The sequence below is a fragment of the Vibrio pectenicida genome, assembly GCA_024347015.1.
GTDB classification, from domain to species: Bacteria; Pseudomonadota; Gammaproteobacteria; order Enterobacterales; family Vibrionaceae; genus Vibrio; species Vibrio pectenicida.
Genome location: AP024890.1, coordinates 297,097 through 315,241 on the forward strand (window position 1 = coordinate 297,097; position 18,145 = coordinate 315,241).

An 18,145-nucleotide genomic window follows, 5' to 3' on the forward strand; every position below is an offset into this window, starting at 1 on the left:
ATCTCGAAAAACCAACGTACTTACGTTGGTTTAATATATCGATGTCGTTAATATTGATGGTATCAACGTTACCTGTTATTCGAAATATTTGACAGCAATTTTAAACTGTTAGTTTAGCGCAGTGAGTTTTCAGTTTATTACGACATAAACTACAACGTTCCTCGTAGTTTTTGCTGTGCTTCAATCGCGCTAAATAGCGATTTGAAGTTACCTGCGCCAAAACCATCGTGATTGTTGCGTTGCATAAACTCGAAGAAGAGTGTCGGTCTACTTTCAACTGGCCGAGTAAATATCTGTAAGATAAATCCTTTGTCGTCATAGTCCACCACAATATCCAATTCTCGCATTGTATCAACACTGATACCCAAATCTAAATCGTTCTCAGATAAAGCAGATTGCAGTTCATCATAATAGGCACAAGGAACAGGTAAGACGTAACAACCTCGTGCTTTTAGTGATTTAACGGTTTGCTCTAGGTTGCCTACACAAATTGCGATATGTTGAATACCACCACAGCCATGAAAATCAACAAACTCTTGAGTTTGCGAGCGTCCATCAAATCGAGTAGATGGCTGATTCACTGGAATTTTTATTCGCTCATCAAAATCACTGACAACGATAGAGTTAAGCCCTGATGTACCTGTTTGCAAAAGCTTGTCATCAACAGACCAAAAGCGTCTAAAACTGAGTGAGTTTGTATAAAAATCAACGACCTCATTCATTTTTCCTTGTGGCTGGTTTGCCACAACATGATCAATCCGGCCCATAGGTACAGGAGGTAAACTTTCTGCAAAAGTATTCACTAAGTGAGGATCTATCGGCTGATAGCCCGGAAGAAACAAGCCCCGATATTGCTCACGCTGTATAAAAGAGTGCACAGTATCACCATAAGCTAACACACTGGCAATGAGTACTTGACCTTTATCATCTTCACTAAAAGTCGGTGGTTGGATAACCTCTGCACCACTCGCCTTTGCATGTTCAAACGTTTTTTGTACATTTTCAACACAAAAAGCAACATCACGAACGGCGTCGCCATGTTTTTTTACAAAAGGGGCGATTATTTCATCATTTGGATACAGTGGTGATTTAACGACTATATATGCTTGCTCCCCCTGCAAAACATAAGCAGTAAAGTTTTTTTCACCCGTTTCTAATCCAGCATATGCAACGCACTTAAATCCTAAATGTGTCTCATAAAACATCTTTGCCTGAAACGCATTACTGACCCAAATTTCAATATGATGAAAATCAAAATACTCACCACACTTCGGCCTCTGTTCACTTTTGCTATATTTCACACCAGCATCGGATCCAACCAAGCTCGAAATATGGGATAATTCATCTTGCATAAAACACCTCTTTATCATTTAAATCAAATATTTACAAATAAAATGGCATGTTATTCTATTTTTAAATATTATTACAACCCCAAAATGAACTCAGTTGCAAAGTGGAATATTTGAGCCTCACTAGCTGGCCGAATAGTCCAAAGGATCCTCTCCTTCAACTCAATTTCATCTTAGATTTAAAAGTCTTTATTTCTTTCATTAAAGAATTTACCAGGACAGGCACTTAAGTCAGACCAAAATCCTGCACAAGCCAATAAACGACCTAAATACTTTTAGAAATGAAATCATCGCTGCTATCAATTTTTTGACTACTGGGATATGACGGTTCTGTAAGCAAGGATCAAAAAATCAACGGTGCCTGTCCCAATAACCACCAAAAAATCAACGGTGCCTGTCCCAATAACCACCACCAATAAACCCTCTACAAATTAACCGGTTTAGGAGGTGGCTCGATTTTAAAGAATCATCACCGATTTACCTTGGTTTACTTGCCGATAACTGAGACACTTGTGCAGCAAATTACATTAGGCAAAATCATATGAAACTTTTAGTTCGCAATCTAACTCGTACAATCACTGAGCACGAAATTCGTGTTCTATTCTCAGCTCACGGCAAAGTGACAGAATGTAACTTGGTTCTTGACCAAGAAACTGGTTTATCTAAAGGCTTCGCGTTTGTCGAAATGCCTGATGATAAAGAAGCGCAAACCGCTATACAAAACCTAAATCTTTCAAGTGTTGCTAAAAGCACTATTAGAGTAAAGCGTGCTCAAAGTTAAACTCTAGCAACAAGATAATGTGTCGATGTGGTCATCCGAATCAGATACAGTGATATATGAAAAACACTGGTTGACCACTGTATCATCACCCGCCAACGCTTGGCTTTTAGTCTGAATTAAATCACTCAAAAATTCCGTAACCGCTCTAACTCTTCTTGAATGTAATAAATCAGTATGAACCGCTGACCAAATGGGTTGATCGCAACCCACATCACTTTGTATGCAAACTAACTCTCTCTGTTGTCCAATAAAATGAGGAAGAATCGCCAAACCTATCCCAGCTTGAGCAGCGCTGACTTGCGCAGATAAACTGGTCGTAGTCAATCGGCAAGGTCGACCGCGTAGAGTTCTGGTTAACCACTGAGCCGCAGGAAGGTGTTGCTGATGTTCAGACCAACCAATAAAATCATGGTCCTCCAGCTGGCCAGAGTTTTCATACCTTGGTTTACGCTGCAAATAACTTTTTGCAGCATAAAGTCCAAAGCCAAGTTTACCTAATCGCCGAATACTGATATTGCCACAATCTGGTCTAACCATCCTTATCGCTAAATCGGCATCGTGCTTGTGTAAATTAACCCTTGTTACGCTCGTAACTATTTCAATCGTTAAGTCGGGGTAAGCCTCAATAAAATCAGGTAACGCAGGGATAATAAAATCGTCGGCAAGTCCCTGCGCCGTTGCTAATCTAACATGCCCGCTAACAGTATTATCCTTAACACTGGCTGCAACACCAAATGCAAATCCGGCCTGTTCTAGTGTCTCTGCTTGGGAGATCAAATCAGCACCTTCATCAGTCAAACGATAACCAAGTTGAGAGCGAGTAAATAACCGAATACCTAACGCACTCTCTAGCCTTTCCAGACGACGCGATGTGGTTGCAATGCCTGTTCCAAGAAGTTTTGAAGCTCCATTTAATGTCCCAGTTCTGGCAATGGCCAAAAATACTCTGGTGTCATCCCAATTTAACTGATTTCCAATATCGGAAAGCTGATTGCTAATTTTAGCCATATTAATCTCCATTTTTGGAAATCATACTAGGAACACTCTCACCAACAAAGCAGGATAAAAATGAAAACACGTAAACTGGGCAAAACATTAGAAGTATCAGCTATCGGTTTAGGCTGTATGGGAATGAGCGAATTTTACGGACCACGCGATGACAAAAACTCCATGGAAGTACTTCATAAATCAGTGGAATTAGGTTGCACCTTACTTGATACCGCAGATACATATGGCAACCACCATAACGAACAGTTGATTGGTCAGTTTCTAAAACAAACCTCATACCCTGTTAAGGTAGCGACTAAATGCGGAATAGTCAGACGTCCGGGCGAATACCAAAGAAGCATAGATAATAGTCCAAGCTATATTAGAGCCTCTTGTGAGCACTCACTTCAGCGCCTTGGCGTTGACTGTATCGACTTGTATTATATCCATCGCTTAGATCCTAATGCTTCAATAGAAATAACCATGCAGACCCTCTCTGAACTTATCAATGAGGGAAAGATCGCAAACATAGGTCTATCGGAAGTCAGCGCTAATACATTAAGAAAAGCGCACGCGGTACATCCAGTAAGCGCCGTGCAAACAGAATATTCTCTGTGGACTAGAGATGTCGAAAAAGACATTCTTCCTACATGTAAAGAATTAGGTGTTGGTTTTGTACCCTATTCCCCCCTAGGACGCGGCTTTTTAACTGGTCTTGTCCATCCGGGCAGCACATTTGATGATAACGATGCTCGTCAAGGTCTACCACGATTTTCACCCAATAACCTTGAAGCAAATCAGCCGTTATCATCCGCTGTAACTGAATTGGCGAGCAGTAAATCATGCTCTCCTGCCCAAATTGCTCTCGCATAGCTTTTGGCGCAAGATGACAATATTGTCCCTATTCCAGGCACTAAAAAACTCCATCACCTTATCGATAACTTCGGCGCGGCATCAATAAACTTACCTGCTGAAGAATTGGTCTATTTGGAAAGCATACTTAAGGAATTTGAACCTGTTGGTGAACGTTACACAGCAGAGGGAATGAAAGGGGTTAATGCGTAACACCACACATTCAATGTGAATTATGCCTAACCTGAACACGAAAAAGCGGCTTTAAGCCGCTTATTCTATGGTATTTTTAAGTGAATTTTCACACTTTTGAAGATTAATGACTCAACGAAGCGAATCCAATCGGAGATATGTAACCATGATTTACTTTTTCGGCAACAGTCTTTGCTATTGGGTCTATGTAAAACTCTACAACCTCATCACTGTTGATTCGATTCATATATAACATGACACTTTGATCAGATTGAACCACGACACCATCCTCCGCTTTTAGCCCACCTTCTGGAGCTAAGCTGTGAAAATCATTATAAAGCTCGATTCCTGTATCAAAGTCATAAAATGTCTGAGTAGTAGTATCAAAAGCTGTCACTTTGACTGTTACTCCTTCTTCTTGCCAAGATTGAATGTAATCGACACAGAACAAGGTGTGTTGAGACGCTCTTAACGCATCAAATGAAGCGAAAGGTCGATCTATTGATATAAGACTACTTTGACCAACGTAATCGTAACGACTGTCATTTAATCGATTGACGATACAACTCATATTCATATCGAATCCATCAATTTGTGGACTGCGCTTGTTGTACCGTACTCGACTATTTTCAGAGTCTGTAATTAGGTATTGACTAAGTGTAGATTCTAGCTTATCTCCAACTGGCTCAACGAAAGAAAAATAGTCAGAGTTTGCCGTGTCAATTCCTGCGAGTTTGCCATCAATGACTCTAAGACCGTCATAACGTTGAAGAGTATCTTGGTAGTCTATCTCCTGAAATTCATCTGACTTTGAAATATAAGCGTAATGATTATATTCCTCGATTTCATATTCTGGAGGATCCTGATACTGAGCAAGAATGTTACCCTCTTCGTCTATCTGTATGTCTCTCTCATCAGCGTAAACATCACTTTTTAACGTTTTAAATACAAAGGCATTGTATTTAAGCTCAGCTTTGTAAATACCTCGCGTATGCCAGTGAGTTCTATCGGTAATATCAAAGCTATACAACATATTGTTTGGGGTTATATCACCCTGTTTCTGCTGACTAAGAAATGGACTTTCGTTATGCAGTCCGTAGTCAAACTCTGATACTTTGCCATCAATAACAATGGGATAAAGTCGGCCAGTTTGCTTATCCATAATTACTGGGTAATCACCGTGATAGACAATCCCATTCCATGCTACCGTTGAATTGTTCATATTGAACATAATGTACTTTTGGTTGATATCAAAAACACGGGTAACGGTGGGCATTACTGGGGCATCACACTCCTCACATTCTTGAAAATCCACCTCCATTTGTTTAGCACCTGCTTGGCCATTGTAGGCCATCGCATCTAATGAAACGTCATTGGAGTCAACCAACTCTATATCAGAAGGCTGAATAGTCTGAAGATTGACTTCAGGAACGCTGAGAGATTTTAGTGCCGGAAGGTTTGCAGGTTCAGGACTACTCCCTCCTCCCGTATTGGTAGAACTACCATCCCCACCCGAGGAACCGCCACCACATCCAAACAGGAGTGATGTGACCATCACAGGCAAAATAATCTTTGTAAACTTTGAACGCTTCATACCTCAGTACCCAGTTATTGCTAACAGAATTTGCAGCACGGTAGCGAGGTGAAGAATAAAACAACAGAGAAACACTCCGAAACACACGGAAAAAACATAAAAGCAGCTAATATTAAATATCAATAAAGATAAAAACCATTAAGCCACTGACATTAAATATTTTAAATCAATAGCTTGTGAATTTTAATTCAATGGTTTTCAGCTAGCATATTCACTCTGTCGAAAAGGCAGGGTCAGAAACAACGACCAAACTACCTTTAAGCCATATTATTAATTTACTACTTTAGAAACAGGTCACTGGATTAAAGTAACACTTCCAATAAAAACCGCCGTCATCATTGTCAGCAAGCGCACTGGGAGAAGGAAAGGCCAATAGTGCTAGTCCTGTTAGCCCTAATAATCTGATTTCTGTCATGTCAAAACCTTAAAAATTTAATAAAAATTTAACAAAAATGAAATAATTCGGGCGGATTTTATACATTGTTTATATGAAATTAAGCGGATTAAGTCAGTTCTAGAACTAACCTCTTGATCCTATCTTTTCCTATTACCGCATCGTGAGGCTTCTAAATACCAGACCAGGGACAAAGAATATTTGAGATAAGACGATCCTCAGCTCTGTTTGTACGTAAAACGTTTGTAACTAACTGCATTGGAAGTAAAAAATGGAGCGAATCAATTTAGTTTGGCTCAAAAGAGATCTTCGTCTTACCGACCACCAGCCGCTTAACCGCGCATTAAGCGGCGGGAGAAAAACTCTCATACTGTACATTTTTGAACCTGAGCTTTTGGACGATAAGCATTACTCTGAAAGGCATTGGCGGTTCGTCTGGCAGTCACTTCAAGATATCAATCAAACACTGAATTCACACTGCCATCGCGTTACCATTATGCATGGAGAAGCTCTGGCGTGTTTTGAATCTATCGCTGTGGATTACAGTATTGATAGCGTATTTTCTCATCAAGAAATTGGCCTTAAAAAAACGTTCGAACGTGATATTAGGCTCGCTAACTGGTTTCAGTCACACCAAATTGAGTGGGTTGAAAGTCAGCAAGGTGCTGTGGTTCGCGGTGCCAAAAACAGAGACAAATGGGATGCCAAGTGGAATAGCACAATGAGAGCCCCAGTCGAGCCTGTAACTATCACCGCGAGCTCACCTATTTTGAATTACCAGTGTAAAGATAAGTTTATCTTCACACCGCCTAGTTCATGGCAAAGCGAAACCGAACCCTTTCAGCATGGTGGAAGCCGATATGCGCATCAAGTACTGAGCAGCTTTTTTAATCACCGCGGCAAAGATTACTTTAAAAATCTCTCCAGCCCCTTGAGTGCCCAGTATGCTTGCTCTCGCCTATCACCCTACCTTGCATGGGGCAATGTATCTTTACGAGAAGTGTACCAGGCACTGCTTGCACATTGGAACAACCCAGGTTGGCGCCGCAGTCTAAGCGCATTCAGCTCTCGGCTTCATTGGCACTGTCACTTCATACAAAAGTTCGAGTCAGAGAGTGAAATGGAACACAGGTGCATTAACCATGCGTATGAAGCATTGATTGAACAAAGCCCAAACGATAAGCGTTTACTAGAGGCGTGGAAAAGCGGGAATACAGGGTTACCCATGGTCGATGCATGCATGCGCAGCGTCACCCAAACAGGCTACCTCAACTTTCGCATGCGTTCCATGTTAGTGAGCGTTTTAACTCATCATTTCCATTGTGATTGGCGCTTGGGTGTCGCGCATTTAGCTCAGCAGTTTCTCGACTTCGAACCAGGTATTCATTATGCGCAGTTTCAGATGCAAGCTGGGGTGACTGGCATCAATACCATACGAATATACAATCCTACCAAACAGGCCCAAGAGCAGGATCCCACCGGAGAATTTATTCACCAATGGGTTCCAGAATTACAGCATGTACCGACACCTTTGCTGTTTGAACCATGGAAGTTAGCTCCACTTGAAGCCGCCATGTATCAGTTACCTATAGACAGCCCCTACCTTAATCCTGTGATTGACCTAAAAGCAGAAGCACAAAAAGCCAGACAGCGTCTTTGGTCATGGAGAAACCGATCCGATGTCAAAGCCGAAGGGCAACGCATTCTGTCTAGACATGTTAGGGTAGATCGTTAAATCAGCGATCAAAATCACTGAGTCCAAATGCATCCCATGAGGAAGGTTCACCCTCTTTCGTCAGTGGATGCAACTTTTGATCAGGCTTTGCATAACTCAAGCGACCAACTCTCTGCGTGATGTGGTAACTGTCTAAACCCGAGATAGTCAAAATATCGAGTGCTTCAATATCGACATACCCATCCGGCATCACGGCAGTATCAGAGATAAGTACATGTTGTATTTCACCGATTAGCAGCTCTGTGCCATTAATCGCCAAGGTTTGATGTTCTACTAAGTTCATCGCCAATTTCAGAGGACTTTCCATCACAAAGGGAGCATTAAATTCACTGATGTAGTATGGGGTAAGATTGGCTTTTTCAAACTCTGATTCTTGCTTGCCATATCTGGCCGATGTTTGGTGAGCAGAGGCAAGAAATTCATGTGTAACCGAGTTTATGGTGTAGCACTTAGTCGCTAAAATGTTTTCCAATGTATGACGTTCAACGCTACTTGGTCTTATGATCATTCCCATTAGAGGGGGCGTTGCTCCCAAGTGAAATGCAGAACTGACAATCGCTAAATTTTCGTTTCCATCCAGATCGCATGTACCAATGAGGTTGGCACTTTTAAAGCCTGACAAGCTATTTATAAATCGGGCTCTCGTTTTCGGTTCCATCATAGCAATACTGTGTGAATCGTAATTCATTAAGCCGTTCCTTTACTACTTGTCACGTTTGGTTTGTGCTGAGTTTATGTCACATTGGTTGTCACAACGTGACGTACCAGTGAAAATATACGAAATGCGATAACGATTATTGGCAAAATATAAATAGAGCCTATCGGCTAATGGTTTAATAAATCGCCACCTTAAAGGGGCATACATCCAACCGCGCCCAAGTATATGCCAGGCTCTATAAGCAGCATCTAATCCGAGCCAAAGCTTGCCATTTTCATCAATAGCATGGAGTATCTTATCGGCTTCAGTCGGGTCGATATATGGATAGGTACTAAAAGCCTCGCTGTAAATATCTACAGTCGTTATCTGGCTATGAGTATCTTTGTGTCTGATGCTGCGCATTTCCTTTACGCACAAAGGGCAGGTTCCATCATAAAACAGCGTCAATTTATTCATGATTTTATTTTTCCTTTTTGTCCGATAATCTATACGCAGACCACATCATCTGGATCAGTAAACTATCTCCAAAATTACGATTTCAAGCACACACTACAGCATCAAATAGAATGGCTTAACAAGACCCTCAAGCTCAAAAATCTAACTCTCTTAATAATAGACTAACAAATGCTTTATTTTCCTACACTAGCGTAAGTCTACCTATACTGTAAACATACGAAAAATAAGCCTTAGAGTCGAGATAACGCCCAATGACAAAACTCACTACACATGTATTAGATACGATGAAAGGTTTGCCTGCGGCTGGGGTTAAAGTGGAGATCTATCGCCTAGAGGACGAGACTTGGGAAAAACTTAACACCATGGAAACCAACCAAGATGGGCGAACCCAATTACCACTACTGCAAGGGCATGATTACAAAATAGGCAAATACCAGCTTATTTTTTATGTTGGTGGGTATTTTGCACAAAGCGAAGATCCCAGCTTTCTTGACGACATCGTTATTCGATTTGGGCTCAGTGAGCCACAATCACATATGCACGTTCCCCTGCTGGTATCACCGTTTAGTTTTTCTTCCTATCGGGGAAGCTAATTGGAAAATAATCAGTAAAGCAAGATATAGCTCGCGATCCGCAATGCAAGTTTGCACATTTATGTCACAGGCTGGGGCCTATACGTTGGTTTGTTCCGAACTATGATGAAAGATACCTTTGGCAAGATATCACAGTGCGCACCAAGCTCCTCGATACATTGCGGGGGAAGTATTTGCCAACCTTGATATAAAAAATGCACACAACCTCTGTCGATTCCTTTATTCTTAATATCAGGCAAGCAAGACTTAGCATTGCCCCCTTCTCCTCATGGTCAAACATCGAACTTGATTTTACAAACGTTAAAACACAAGAGATTAAAAATTGCGGACACACGCCCATGTTAGAGAAGCCCGAAGCCTTTTTGAAATCGATTATTTCTTTTATTCCAGATAGAGATCTGGGCTTTAAAGCCACACCTAATGGTGTGGCTGTCCTGCGGTCAAATTGTACTCTAGTGCTGATGAGATAAGCTTGGGCTTTGATAATTGAGTATCACGGTTCTCTCTCTGAGTCACAAAATCTTGTTGTGTCGTATGCTCACCCATTATCTGATTTTCGTGCTTTTCCTCTCCAATCGTCGTTTTATATACGAGTTCGCTGTCTTGATTTGGGTAACTATGGCAAAGGTACACTGCCGTAGAATCTTTTAGCTCATAAATTTTGGAAAGAGACTCATACATTTTTTCAGCACTACCGCCGGGGAAATCTGTTCGACCCGTTCCATGATGAAACAATGAATCACCAACAAAAATAGCATCACCAATCTTAAAGGTTAAATCAGAAGCAGTATGCCCTGGTGTCTCAATCACCTCGAGATGTGAATGGCCAAAATCTAATTGCTCATTATCCATTAGAAAATGTTCAAAATGGTATAATTCTGATAAGCAAAGCTCATCTTTCCAACCAGCATAAACTTCTTTAACATGGTCAGAAATATAAATGGGCGCTCTGAATACTTTACTGAGATGAAAACAACCAGACAAATGATCAGCATGAATGTGCGTCTCTAAAATTGCAGTCACATGCAGGTGATGCTGTTCAATATAATCTACGATATTCTGGGCAGACTCAAAGCTAATTTTGCCATGATCCTCATCATAATCAGCCACTGGGTCGATAATAATAGATTCATTAGTGTCTGAATCAGCTACAACATAGCTGATGCTCCCCGATACTGGGTGAAAAAAATGCTGAATTGTCTGAGTGTCCATTAACTCCCCCTACTTATGCTTGTTCGTTTTATGAACAGACTAAGTGTTAGTTTAGTCATTAATGTGTTCTCATGTGAGAGACAGATGGTAATAATTTGTTTCAACCATCAATTTAAGCAGTGCTGACAAAGAGCTAAGGTGTGTTCTTTAGGTTAAACCAAACTCATTATTTCAATAAGTGTCATGTCTATAATTATGCGACCTTATCTACAACGCTAACTTAGTCCTCCATGAGTTACCTTAAAGCCATGCTAGCATACTAACTGACATGCAATTTTAATGATCGTCTCCAGCATAAATCCACATAGGCTCAGTTTTACCAGCTCGTTCGAAGCCAAGAGCCTTGTAAAACTCAACCGCTTCAAGATCTGAGGTTAACATTTGCTGATTTGAACGCAAACTTCCATACATCCTCTATCTAAAAACTTACGTAAAATAATATTTTTATTAAAAATATCAGAATATTAACGTTGAATATAGAAATAGCTGGATATGGATAGTCGAAAAAGGCAGTGTAATCTGAAATTAAACTGCCTTAGACCAAGATGTGTCTTAATCACAATCACATTTTAAAGAAGCTACTCAAACGTTTGAGCTCTTCACCAACTCGGGCAAGGTTGCGACTGGATTCAGAAGTTTGATCAGACGCTTGCGCGGTCTGATCAGCTACATCACTGATGGTATTCATACGTTGGCTAACATCTTCAGCCACTTTCCCTTGCTCATTAACTGCCTGAGCAATTTGGGCATTCATTTCAGTAATTGTACTAACTTCATTTGAGATAGAAGAAAGTGATTTTTTAACTTGCTCGGTTTGTGAGACCATTCCATCAACCTGCTGCTTACTTTTCACCATTTCAGCAACAGCAGACTCGGCACCCGATTTTAAAACCTCAATCATTTTCTCAATTTCAACCGTAGACTCCTGGGTTTTTTGTGCAAGTGAGCGAACTTCGTCAGCTACAACCGCAAACCCTCGTCCATGATCTCCCGCACGTGCAGCTTCTATCGCCGCATTTAGTGCTAACAAGTTAGTTTGATCTGAAATATTTTTAATAACATCTAGAATGGTAGCGATATTTTCACTATCACCCTTGACTCGTTGGATAACCTCTTGGGATTGACCAATCGCTACCGCAAGTTCACTCATTCCATCAACGGTGGTGCTAATGAGTTCATTACCTTTCACTGTCTGGGAGTTTGCAAGATTGGCTGCATCTGAAGTTGTATTCGCCTTTTGTGCAACTTCATGAGCTGATGAGCTCATTTCAGTCATTGCTGTCGCGACCTGATCAATATCTTGTTTCTGCTTACCTACACCATCACTCGTTTTTGTCGTGAGTGATGACAAATCATCAGACGAATCAGCGATACTTTCAATATTGGTAGAAAGGTTACCTATCATATCTCGAAGTTGCTCAGTCATAGCGGCAATAGCGCGCAAGAGTTCACCAATTTCATCACTTCGATTAACTTCAATGGTAACGCCTAAGTCACCAGACGCAATTCGTTGACTAACCTTAACAGCACGCTTTAGTGGAGGCACTGTCATCTTAGTCATTAGTATTGAAACACCAACACCAAGAAGTATTGCCACGAACGCAATCAATAGATTAGTCACCCTAAGACTTTCTTCAAACTCTTTAAGCATTTCTTTACCAATTTTTCGAGCCTCAGAGGTAAAACTCTCTACTTCTCGCGCCTCCGTTAACATTAACTTGTTTGTTTCAATGCTTTGCTCATTAACCTCAAGATAGTTATCAAAGGCTTGCTGGTAAAGCAATATCGCACTCTCTAGATCTTTGAGCTTAGGCGTATCCTCAGGGAAGCTTTTCATTAATAAATACATATCAGACAAAGTGTCACGGACATCTTTTATCGCTTTTTCATCGCCTGATAAAATAAAATTTTTCTCTGCACGCCTCGCTTCTAGCATCCACTTAATCATTCGATTTGCATCATCAGCGATTCTAATTGATGTAAGAATATCTTCAGCTGGCGCGTTAAATTGAAAAAGTTGCTCAACCTCTTGTTTTTCAATTATCCGGATATTAGCAACAATTTCATCGACTTGACGAGCATACTTTCGCATATCTTCACCAGCCGACGCTTGCTGGCGCTTCTGAGATACATATTGATCTAACGCTGTTTGGTAGGTATTTAAAGAGTCTACAACTTGGTTAAGTAAATCACCCACGGTCGGTTCACTGACCCTAGCTTGTATATCACTCGCAAGCCCATTACTCATAGAGATCAGCTCTTTTATTTCAGTGACATAAGCTTCATCATTGCGTAATGCGAAGTTTTTCTCTGCGATTCGGATTTCACTGGTATATTTAACAATTCGATTAAAGTCATCAGCAATCTCAACTTCACTATTAAGACGAGATACCCCCACCATACCATTTAAGGTGACCACTGCGGTCATAATCACAAGCAAGCCAAATGCACCAGCAAGCTTAAAACTCATTTTTAAATTATATAAAAAATGCATATGAACTCATCGATTTGATTAAAGTGATAGTTATAAAGCAATACTTAGTAAGCCTAGGATCTACACAGCACAATACAAATGGTTTTATTCACATAAGCTGTGAAAGTAGGTCGACAACAATGGCAAGAAACGGATGATATATAGACGGTTCAGTGGGTAGCGGGAGAGACAGCTAACTACCTCATCAATGATGAAAATGACACGAGAAAGGTGTTATGGCTAAATAGCAAAGTCATCATTTTCTGGGTCATCATTCCATGCATATTCCGTCAGATGTGCGACTTTCTCAGCATACTCACGACCATACAAGTGCTCTAGTATAGCAAGAGACATATCGGTTCCAGCGGAGACACCGGAGGAAGTATAAATATTGTCTGATTTGACCCAGCGGGCTTTCTTATGCCAATTTGTTGAAGTACTGAAACTTTGTACCCAGTCAAAGGCGATCTTGTTTGTCGTCGCACTGTGATTGGATAAAACACCGGCTTGAGCCAGTATCGCGGAACCTGTGCAGACTGATACAACATAAGTTGCCCGATCACTCTGAACTTGGACCCAATCAATGAGTTCCTTGTTATTAACTTCGTGTCTTGAGCCTAACCCACCCGGAACCATCAAAATATCACAAGACTCAAAATCACTAAAACTGTAATCACAAACACTTATAGGTCCTGCGCTACTTGCGACAGCACCACCAGTCTGGGAAACGAATTTGAGCTCAAGGCCTTGGTTAATAAAGCGAGACATGCCAAACATCTCCAGAGGACCAAAAACATCCAGCAGCTCAAAGTCAGGATATAGAAGCGTTGCAACGATAAGCTTTTTTGAAACCTTAGTTACAACTTTTCCTGAAGTTTGTTTACTTACTGTTACTTGGTTACTCATGGCAGTAATCTCCTTGCGATGGGGGGATACGAGAGGAAAAAACAGCGCCCCTTTCTATTTTTCTGACACAAACACGCCTGAACAAATATCGGGCTTTTACAGCCAATACGTAGACTTAGTAAAACAAAAAGGGGGCGCTGTTTATTAGATAGGTAATGAGATCAGTTCAATGCCTAGAACGCCACTGACTCCCATCACGACTAATAAGGACACTTTAAATACCGTTTTTGACCAAGGAATATAGTTATCCTCATCAACTTTTTTGAAGGTTACCTTCATCCACGCAAAGCAAGCAATCGCAGTGACGGCCAAGTACTCATAACCAGCTTCACCTAACACAAATAAAGCGAATGAAGTCGCAGCAAAGGCCACAACATAAGCTTTCATGTGACGATGAGCTTTGTTAATCCCTTCTTTAACTGGCAATACAGGAATACCAGCATCTCGGTAGTCTTGCATGCGGAACATAGCAATGGCATAAGAGTGAGGCATTTGCCACAAGCAAAACATAGCAAAGAGCAGAACGGCCTCCGTGCTTATGTAATTAGTCACCGCTAAGTAGCCAACAAGTGGTGGTACAGCACCAGAGATACTGCCAACCAAGGTGCCGTATACGGAAGTGCGCTTGTACCACATGGTGTAGAAAAAAACGTAAAACACGTAGCCAAGCAAAACCACTACTGCAGAAAGAGGGTTCGCCATCTGAAATAAAATGGCCGTTCCACCGAGTAATAAGACGAGAGCATAAACAAAAGCAACATCAATATTAATGTTTCCTTTGGCGAGATCCCGATTTTGTGTACGTTTCATTTTCTGATCGATATCTCGATCGAAAATGTTGTTTACCACACAACCCGATGCAATCACTAGCCCTACCCCAGCAAGGGTTGCCAATAATAAAGCTACACTGACGTTCTCTGTTTTTGCGGCAAGGAAGAACCCTGCCGCAACAGATATCAGGTTGCCGAAAATGATGCCTGGTTTGGTAATAGACAAATAACTTTTCAGCATGCTCCGACCTACAACTTCATGTTCACGGTCATGTTGTAGATGATCCACACAGAACCTGCGATTAAGATCAGTACAACAATGGCTGTAAACATTAGCGATACAAAGTTCCATTGTCCATCTTCAGTTTTTACTTCCATGTGCAGGAAGTATTTAAAGTGGACAAAAATCTGCACAATCGCACAACCAAACAATAAGACATAAGTTGCCGTATCAGGAAGCGATTGAGACCAGACAAAGTAGAACGGTATTACAGTCAAGATTAAAGACGCAATAAAACCTTTAACATAATCTGAAGCACCTGTTTCCAAATGTTGATCCATTACATTACCCCCAGCAAGTAAACGATAGTGAAGACACAAATCCATACAATATCGAGGAAGTGCCAGAACAGGCTTAAGCAGTTGAAACGCATCGCCATGTTATCGTTGAGTCCTTTAGTTGAAAGCTGGTGATAGCACACTGCTAGCCAGATTAGACCAAAGGTTACGTGAAGACCGTGAGTACCCACCAGAGTGAAGAACGCTGATAAGAAAGCGCTCTTCTCTGGGCCATGGCCTGCGACGATAAGATGATGGAATTCGTAAATTTCCATACCTATAAAGCCCAGACCAAGCAGGAAGGTAACTTTTAACCAACGCTTGAGCCCAGCCACATCTTGGCGTTTCATTGCGATCATTCCAAAACCAAAAGTAATACTACTAAAGAGCAGTAACATGGTTTCTACGAACACAAATGGAAGCTCAAATATATCTTTGCCTGTTGGGCCGCTGATAGAGCCACTTTGTAGTACTGCGTAGGTCGCGAACAAAGTCGCAAACAACACACAGTCACTCATCAAGTAAACCCAAAAGCCAAACAGCTTATTGCCGTTTGCATCATGATGGTGATGATCATGCTGATCGTGAGATACAGGATTAGCTTGCATACGTCACCTCCAAATCATCCTTCTTATCATCGCTTTGCTGAGGTTGTTTTTTCGCTTCTTCAAGCTGAGCACGGCGCTCTGCTTCAATAGCCTTAATTTCATCAACCTCAACGTAGTAATCAACGTCATCGTTGTAGCTATGTTGAATACAGGTAACAACGATACCAACAAGGCTTGCTGCCGCTAACCACCAGATATACCAGATCATTGCAAAACCAAAAACTAGCGCCCAAGCAGAAACATAAATTCCTGTTGGTGTATTCTTAGGCATATGGATACGTTCGTATTCAACTTCTTTGGTCGGATCAAACTCACCATTTTGTTTTTGGTACCAGAACGCATCTAGTTCATCACCTTTGGGGAGATGAGCAAAGTTATAAAATGGCGGTGGTGAAGATGTCGCCCACTCAAAGGTACGTCCACCCCATGGGTCTCCAGTGAGATCACGGTTCTGCTCTCGGTCACGAATACTCACATAAATTTGAATAAACTGACAAGCAACGCCCATAGCAATCACTACAGTACCTGCGGCAGCTACAGCAAGCAGAGGGAAGAAATCAGGGTTAATATCTTGGCTCAAACGACGAGTCATACCCATAAATCCGAGCGCATATAGAGGTAGGAATGCCATTAGGAACCCTATTATCCAAAGATAGAAAGCTCTCTTACCCCATGACTCATTCATCATGAAACCTGTCGCTTTCGGGAACCAAAAAGTGATAGCAGCAAAACAGCCAAACACAACACCACCAATAATCACATTGTGGAAGTGAGCAATCAGAAATACCGAGTTGTGCAATACAAAGTCAGCACCAGGAACAGCCATCAATACGCCCGTCATGCCACCAACAGTGAAAGTAATAAGGAACCCAACCGTCCACATCATTGGCGTGGTAAAGCGAATACGACCTTTGTACATGGTAAATAGCCAGTTGAAAATCTTCACCCCAGTTGGAATGGAGATAATCATGGTAGCGATACCAAAGAAGGCATTAACATTAGCCCCCGAGCCCATGGTAAAGAAGTGATGCAGCCAAACCACAAATGCCAAAATAGTAATCGCTATTGTCGCCCATACCAAAGAGGTATAGCCAAACAACTTCTTACGACAGAAGGTCGCCGTCACTTCTGAGAACACACCAAAAATAGGCAGAACTAAGATGTATACTTCTGGATGGCCCCAAGCCCAAATCAAGTTGACATACATCATTACGTTGCCACCAAGATCATTGGTAAAGAAGTGGAATCCTAAATATCTGTCTAGAGTCAGGAGCGCAATTGTGACTGTCAAGATTGGGAACGAGATGATGATAAGGATGTTGGCGCACAAAGAAGCCCAAGTGAACACCGGCATCTTCATCATTGGCATTGAAGGAGTACGCATACGTAGTATCGTTGCGAAGAAGTTCACCCCTGTTAGTGTGGTACCAACACCGGAGATCTGTAATGCCCAGATCCAATAATCGACTCCGACTCCAGGACTCGCCTCAATACCAGACAGTGGTGGGTAAGCCAGCCAACCTGTTTGGCCAAACTCACCTAATCCAAGAGACATGTTAGTCAGAATGACGCCAACAATAAATAACCAGAAACTCAGGTTATTTAGGTATGGGAAAGCCACATCGCGAGCACCAATTTGCAGTGGCACGATAATATTCATCAAACCAATAACCAACGGCATGGCGACGAAAAAAATCATGATCACACCGTGAGCGGTAAAAATCTGATCATAGTGATGAGGTGGTAAGTAGCCGGCTTCTCCAGCAGAAGAGAGCAATTGCTGACTACGCATCATGACTGCATCAGCAAAACCACGAATTAACATTACCATCGCGACAGCGATATACATGAAGCCAAGCTTCTTATGGTCTACTGATGTAAACCATTCATTCCACAAGTACTGCCATTTCCCTGCTTTAGTTACCGCGACCACTACTGATAAACCAACCAAAGCGACAAGCGCTAAGGTGATAACAATAATAGGTTCGTGGTAAGGAATTGAGTCTAGAGTTAATCTTCCAAACATT

General features: G+C 41.5%; 19 protein-coding genes and 1 pseudogene. 6 read left to right on the forward strand and 14 right to left on the reverse strand.

Going from position 1 to position 18,145, the window contains the following annotated elements; translation table 11 throughout:
• Positions 1-149 precede the first annotated feature (149 nt).
• A complete protein-coding gene (hppD, locus tag OCV27_RS16280) occupies positions 150-1,352 on the reverse strand; it encodes a 4-hydroxyphenylpyruvate dioxygenase (RefSeq protein WP_185759774.1) in 1,203 nt (400 codons plus the stop codon).
• Between the two features lie 232 nt (positions 1,353-1,584).
• On the opposite strand from hppD, the pseudogene OCV27_RS16285 reads away from it, so the two are divergent.
• Together OCV27_RS16285 and OCV27_RS16290 are read left to right on the forward strand one after the other, a co-directional pair.
• Positions 1,585-1,674 (forward strand): annotated as a pseudogene (locus tag OCV27_RS16285) (CcdB family protein); the annotation flags it as partial.
• A 216-nt stretch (positions 1,675-1,890) separates the two neighbouring features.
• Positions 1,891-2,130: an RNA recognition motif domain-containing protein gene (locus tag OCV27_RS16290; RefSeq protein WP_125323366.1), complete on the forward strand. Its 240-nt coding sequence runs from the start codon at positions 1,891-1,893 to the stop codon at positions 2,128-2,130.
• A gap of 3 nt (positions 2,131-2,133) precedes the next feature.
• Here OCV27_RS16290 and OCV27_RS16295 read toward each other — a convergent pair whose 3' ends face one another.
• Complete coding sequence (locus tag OCV27_RS16295) at positions 2,134-3,138, reverse strand: LysR family transcriptional regulator (protein ID WP_125323365.1); 1,005 nt, start codon at positions 3,136-3,138, stop codon at positions 2,134-2,136.
• 60 nt (positions 3,139-3,198) lie between these two features.
• Here OCV27_RS16295 and OCV27_RS16300 point away from each other — a divergent pair, with 60 nt between their 5' ends.
• Both OCV27_RS16300 and OCV27_RS16305 read left to right on the forward strand, forming a co-directional pair.
• The gene (locus tag OCV27_RS16300) at positions 3,199-3,990 is read left to right on the forward strand and encodes an aldo/keto reductase (protein WP_245986884.1); all 792 of its coding nucleotides are present in this window, start codon (positions 3,199-3,201) and stop codon (positions 3,988-3,990) included.
• 3 nt (positions 3,991-3,993) lie between these two features.
• Positions 3,994-4,182, forward strand: coding sequence for a hypothetical protein (locus OCV27_RS16305; protein WP_245986882.1), 189 nt, complete (start codon positions 3,994-3,996; stop codon positions 4,180-4,182).
• 103 nt (positions 4,183-4,285) lie between these two features.
• Here OCV27_RS16305 and OCV27_RS16310 read toward each other — a convergent pair whose 3' ends face one another.
• Both OCV27_RS16310 and OCV27_RS16315 read right to left on the reverse strand, forming a co-directional pair.
• Positions 4,286-5,755, reverse strand: a complete 1,470-nt coding sequence (locus tag OCV27_RS16310) for a hypothetical protein (protein ID WP_125323364.1) — start codon at positions 5,753-5,755, stop codon at positions 4,286-4,288.
• Positions 5,756-6,038: 283 nt separating this feature from the next.
• Positions 6,039-6,170 carry a hypothetical protein gene (locus OCV27_RS16315; protein ID WP_337969459.1) on the reverse strand — a complete coding sequence of 44 codons (132 nt, stop codon included), beginning with the start codon at positions 6,168-6,170 and terminating at the stop codon, positions 6,039-6,041.
• Between the two features lie 250 nt (positions 6,171-6,420).
• Between OCV27_RS16315 and OCV27_RS16320 the strand changes: the two genes are divergently transcribed.
• Positions 6,421-7,884, forward strand: a complete 1,464-nt coding sequence (locus OCV27_RS16320; protein ID WP_125322224.1) for a cryptochrome/deoxyribodipyrimidine photo-lyase family protein — start codon at positions 6,421-6,423, stop codon at positions 7,882-7,884.
• A 1-nt stretch (position 7,885) separates the two neighbouring features.
• Here the strand turns inward: OCV27_RS16320 and OCV27_RS16325 are convergent, their stop codons facing one another.
• Positions 7,886-8,572 (reverse strand): flavin reductase family protein, encoded by a 687-nt coding sequence (locus OCV27_RS16325; RefSeq protein ID WP_125322223.1) that lies wholly within the window; start codon positions 8,570-8,572, stop codon positions 7,886-7,888.
• 15 nt (positions 8,573-8,587) lie between these two features.
• Positions 8,588-8,998, reverse strand: a complete 411-nt coding sequence (locus OCV27_RS16330; protein ID WP_125322222.1) for a thiol-disulfide oxidoreductase DCC family protein — start codon at positions 8,996-8,998, stop codon at positions 8,588-8,590.
• Positions 8,999-9,249: 251 nt separating this feature from the next.
• On the opposite strand from OCV27_RS16330, the gene uraH reads away from it, so the two are divergent.
• Entirely contained in the window at positions 9,250-9,591 is a 342-nt protein-coding gene (gene uraH, locus OCV27_RS16335) for a hydroxyisourate hydrolase (protein ID WP_125322221.1), read from the forward strand.
• Positions 9,592-10,008: 417 nt separating this feature from the next.
• Here the strand turns inward: uraH and OCV27_RS16340 are convergent, their stop codons facing one another.
• The 8 genes from OCV27_RS16340 to cyoB form a co-directional block, all read right to left on the reverse strand.
• Entirely contained in the window at positions 10,009-10,803 is a 795-nt protein-coding gene (locus tag OCV27_RS16340; RefSeq protein WP_125322220.1) for an MBL fold metallo-hydrolase, read from the reverse strand.
• A gap of 276 nt (positions 10,804-11,079) precedes the next feature.
• Positions 11,080-11,202, reverse strand: a complete 123-nt coding sequence (locus OCV27_RS16345; protein ID WP_281272877.1) for a hypothetical protein — start codon at positions 11,200-11,202, stop codon at positions 11,080-11,082.
• 163 nt (positions 11,203-11,365) lie between these two features.
• Positions 11,366-13,297: a HAMP domain-containing methyl-accepting chemotaxis protein gene (locus OCV27_RS16350; protein WP_125322219.1), complete on the reverse strand. Its 1,932-nt coding sequence runs from the start codon at positions 13,295-13,297 to the stop codon at positions 11,366-11,368.
• Positions 13,298-13,516: 219 nt separating this feature from the next.
• On the reverse strand, positions 13,517-14,182 hold the full coding sequence (locus tag OCV27_RS16355; RefSeq protein ID WP_125322218.1) for a DJ-1/PfpI family protein: 666 nt from the start codon (positions 14,180-14,182) through the stop codon (positions 13,517-13,519).
• Positions 14,183-14,326: 144 nt separating this feature from the next.
• Positions 14,327-15,193: a heme o synthase gene (gene cyoE / locus OCV27_RS16360; RefSeq protein ID WP_125322225.1), complete on the reverse strand. Its 867-nt coding sequence runs from the start codon at positions 15,191-15,193 to the stop codon at positions 14,327-14,329.
• 8 nt (positions 15,194-15,201) lie between these two features.
• Entirely contained in the window at positions 15,202-15,513 is a 312-nt protein-coding gene (gene cyoD / locus OCV27_RS16365; protein ID WP_125322217.1) for a cytochrome o ubiquinol oxidase subunit IV, read from the reverse strand.
• A complete protein-coding gene (gene cyoC / locus OCV27_RS16370; RefSeq protein WP_125322216.1) occupies positions 15,513-16,118 on the reverse strand; it encodes a cytochrome o ubiquinol oxidase subunit III in 606 nt (201 codons plus the stop codon). Before cyoC ends, cyoD begins: the two co-directional genes overlap by 1 nt.
• On the reverse strand, positions 16,108-18,144 hold the full coding sequence (gene cyoB, locus OCV27_RS16375) for a cytochrome o ubiquinol oxidase subunit I (RefSeq protein WP_125322215.1): 2,037 nt from the start codon (positions 18,142-18,144) through the stop codon (positions 16,108-16,110). The genes cyoC and cyoB overlap by 11 nt, the downstream gene beginning before the upstream one ends.
• Position 18,145 lies beyond the last annotated feature (1 nt).